The 3,330-nt window shown below is 49.7% G+C and carries 4 protein-coding genes; 2 read left to right on the plus strand and 2 right to left on the minus strand.

What is annotated here, in order from left to right:
- Both C7B77_RS26640 and C7B77_RS26645 read left to right on the plus strand, forming a co-directional pair.
- Nucleotides 1–194 (plus strand): hypothetical protein (locus C7B77_RS26640; protein ID WP_146138542.1); only part of this gene is annotated, 194 nt, incomplete at its 5' end.
- On the plus strand, nucleotides 191–370 hold the full coding sequence (locus C7B77_RS26645; RefSeq protein ID WP_106312124.1) for a hypothetical protein: 180 nt from the start codon (nucleotides 191–193) through the stop codon (nucleotides 368–370). The genes C7B77_RS26640 and C7B77_RS26645, both read left to right, overlap by 4 nt.
- Here C7B77_RS26645 and C7B77_RS26650 read toward each other — a convergent pair.
- Nucleotides 337–1,932, minus strand: coding sequence for an AAA family ATPase (locus C7B77_RS26650; RefSeq protein ID WP_106312127.1), 1,596 nt, complete (start codon nucleotides 1,930–1,932; stop codon nucleotides 337–339). The two genes, C7B77_RS26645 and C7B77_RS26650, sit on opposite strands and share 34 nt — an antisense overlap.
- 124 nt (nucleotides 1,933–2,056) lie before the next feature.
- Nucleotides 2,057–3,330 (minus strand): ATP-dependent zinc metalloprotease FtsH (ftsH, locus tag C7B77_RS26655; protein WP_106312130.1); only part of this gene is annotated, 1,274 nt, incomplete at its 5' end.

The following is a 3,330-nucleotide window of genomic DNA, read 5'->3' on the forward strand; positions in this document are numbered from 1 at the left end:
CCAATGTGTTGCATTACAATCTCGAATTCAATCCCGATCGAATGTATGAAGATTTGGGACACTGGTTGTATTGTACGGACATTATGCGTGGCATTCTCGACTCGATCGGGGTCTCTAGCAAAAATCTGTTCTGGTGTCCGCCCAATCCGCCCCAGGAGCTACCCAAGCCCGATTTGGTAGGCGGAAACGTTTGAGCGATCGAATTACTGGCTCTGGCGATAACGATCGATTGACAGACGATCGTTATCGCAATTTAGCGATCGAGTCAAAATCGACGTCGATCGCGATCGAACCCAGAACTAAAACGATCGATAACGTTACTTTTGAGACATCCGCTCAATCTACCTCTAGATGGTCGATGCCTCGGTAGTTTTTGATTTGACGCAATTCTTCAGATAGCTTGGTATCGATCGAAGCTGGGCGCGCGCCCGCATTAGATGCCCATTGTTTGAGGGCTTCAATTTGGGGCTTGGCGATCGTGGCTAATGGTACCGTTTCTTCGAGCGCGCGGATGATATGTTCGGTATTAAAATCCGATCGATTGCCCGTAGTTCCGCTGCTAAAAGCCTGCTGCATTCCTTCGACGATCGCTTGTTCGATTTCCGCACCGCTATATTCGGGAGAATGCCGTGCGAGTAGTGCTAAATCGAATTCTCGCAACCGACTGGGGCGGAGTTTTTGTAAATGCACCAGAAAGATTTCTTGACGTTCGGCTTCATTTGGTAAATTCAAGAAAAAGATTTCATCGAATCGCCCTTTGCGTAATAATTCCGCAGGCAAAATCTGAATATTATTCGCCGTCGCCACTACAAATACCGGACTGGTTTTTTCCTGCATCCAAGTAATCAAACTCCCAAATACCCGCCGACTCGTCCCCGAATCGCCGTCGAAACCGCTACTGATATTCCCAAACGCTTTATCGATTTCATCCATCCACAACACGCAGGGAGCCACCGCTTCGACGATTTTTATCATCTGGCGCACCTTGCTTTCACTCTCGCCCACCAAGCCGCCAAATAACCGCCCCGCATCCAACCGCAATAGCGGCAAACGCCATTCATTCGCGATCGTTTTTGCCGAGAGTGATTTACCAGTACCCTGAATTCCCGCCAGCAACACCCCTTTAGGGTTGGGAATGCCATAACGCCTAGCTTCCTCAGTAAAGCTATCCTGACGCATCCGCACCCACTGTTTGAGGTTATCCAAACCGCCGACACTTTTGAGCGATTCGTGGGTAGTGTAGAATTCCAGAATCCCCGTCTGCCGAATGGCTTGTTGCTTGGCTGCTAAAACTCGATCGATATCTTGCTCGCTGACTTGCTGGTTGGCGGCGAGGGAAATAGCTAAAACGCGTTGAATCCGCGCTCGACTCAATCCCTGACAAGCTTTGACGAGTTGCTCTCTGCCAAGCGGGGAAAGTTTGAGTTTGTTGGGGACGACTAATTGAGAGATCAGATAATCGATTTCATTAGCATCGGGAAGGGGAAAATCGATGGTAGTTGTCTCTTCGATGAATTCCGGCGGTACGTCGAGGGAATAACTGGTAAGAATTAGTGTCTTGCGACTGCGTTTGAGTTCGCGGGTGAGATTTTTGATCTCGCGCACGATGGGTACATTCGGCGGTTGGAGTGGCGATTTGAGGATCGGGTGGATATCTTGCAAGACAAAGATCGCAGGTTTATCCGCAGGTGCTTTGGCAATCCGCCCCAATGCAGCGATGGGCGAACCTTTATCGGCTCCGTTATCGTTCCAACCCCTGACGATATCCCAAAATCGGAGTTCTCTAGCTGGTTGGGATTTATCGGCTACTTGCAGTAGTACGGTTTCGATCGGTTCTTCTTCAGCACCGACGATATAAATCAGCGGATACCGCGCCCGCAGCATGAGGTCTAGCTTTTCGACGATTTCTTGGTGGCTGCGGGGGAGGGACATTTTGGATTGTGGGTTGAGGCTAGTTACTATTTTAGATGATGTAGTTATTCTGCCCTGTTGGGGGTGAGATGATATCGATGGATTCTAGAATTTAGTCTTCACGGGAGTTATGCCATCCACCCATCTACTCCTCTGGTGACTTAACTTGGCTGAGGATTGCTTTGAGAGCGTCGCCTTCTAGGACTTCGCGATCGAGTAGAATTTGTGTGGTAGACTCTAATAACTCACGATTGTGTTTTAAAATGGCAACGGCCATGTTATTGGCTCGATCGATAGTTTCTTTAATCAGTCGATCGATTTCGATTGCAACATCTCCACTGACAGCGCGACGAGTATTAGTATCGCCTTCTAAGAATTGCGACTGGTTATTGGCAAACGCGATCGGGCCTAAAGTATCGCTCATCCCATATAAGGTAATCGCTTTTTCGGCGAGACTAGTGGCTTTTTGGATATCATCGCCAGCACCTGTAGACACTTTCCCGAACACTAATAATTCTGCTGCACGTCCGCCTAAGAGCGTCGCAATTTGACCGCGAATTTCGTCTTCCATCATCAGGAACCGATCTTCATCCGGCATCTGCAACGTATAACCCAGCGCACCCACGCCACGCGGCACGATCGAGATTTTCTCTACCTTACCCCGTCCCGGCATCAAAGCACCAACGAGCGCGTGTCCGACTTCATGATAGGCGACAGTTTGCCGCTCGATCGGGTTTAGTACCCGCGATCGTTTTTCCAAGCCAACTAATACCCGCTCGAACGCCAGCTCGAAATCCGCCATCAAAATCGCCTGACGATTATTTCTTGCCGCCATTAGAGCTGCTTCATTGACCAAGTTTGCCAAATCCGCACCCGTCAAGCCAGAAGTCCGCGTCGCTAACAATTCCAAATCGACATCCTCGCCCAACTTCACATTATTAGCATGGACGGTAAGAATCTCCACTCTACCCGATCGATCCGGTCTGTCAACCACCACTTGTCGATCGAAACGACCCGGACGGCGTAAAGCAGGATCGAGGACTTCAGGGCGATTTGTAGCAGCAATCAGAATTACCCCATTATTACCATCGAAGCCATCCATCTCAGTGAGTAACTGATTGAGCGTTTGTTCGCGCTCGTCATTACCACCGCTGGGATTAATGCCATTTCCCCGCGATTTACCGATCGCATCTAGCTCGTCAATGAAGATAATACAGGGAGCCTGACGCTTGGCTTTGTCGAATAAATCTCGTACCCGCGACGCACCCACGCCAACGTACAACTCGACAAATTCCGAACCCGACATACTAAAGAATGGCACCCCCGCCTCACCCGCCACTGCTTTAGCGAGTAAAGTTTTGCCCGTACCTGGAGGGCCGACTAATAATACACCTTTAGGAATTTTGGCTCCGAGGCGCG

Source organism: Chamaesiphon polymorphus CCALA 037, from assembly GCF_003003845.1.
Lineage (GTDB): Bacteria > Cyanobacteriota > Cyanobacteriia > Cyanobacteriales > Chamaesiphonaceae > Chamaesiphon > Chamaesiphon polymorphus.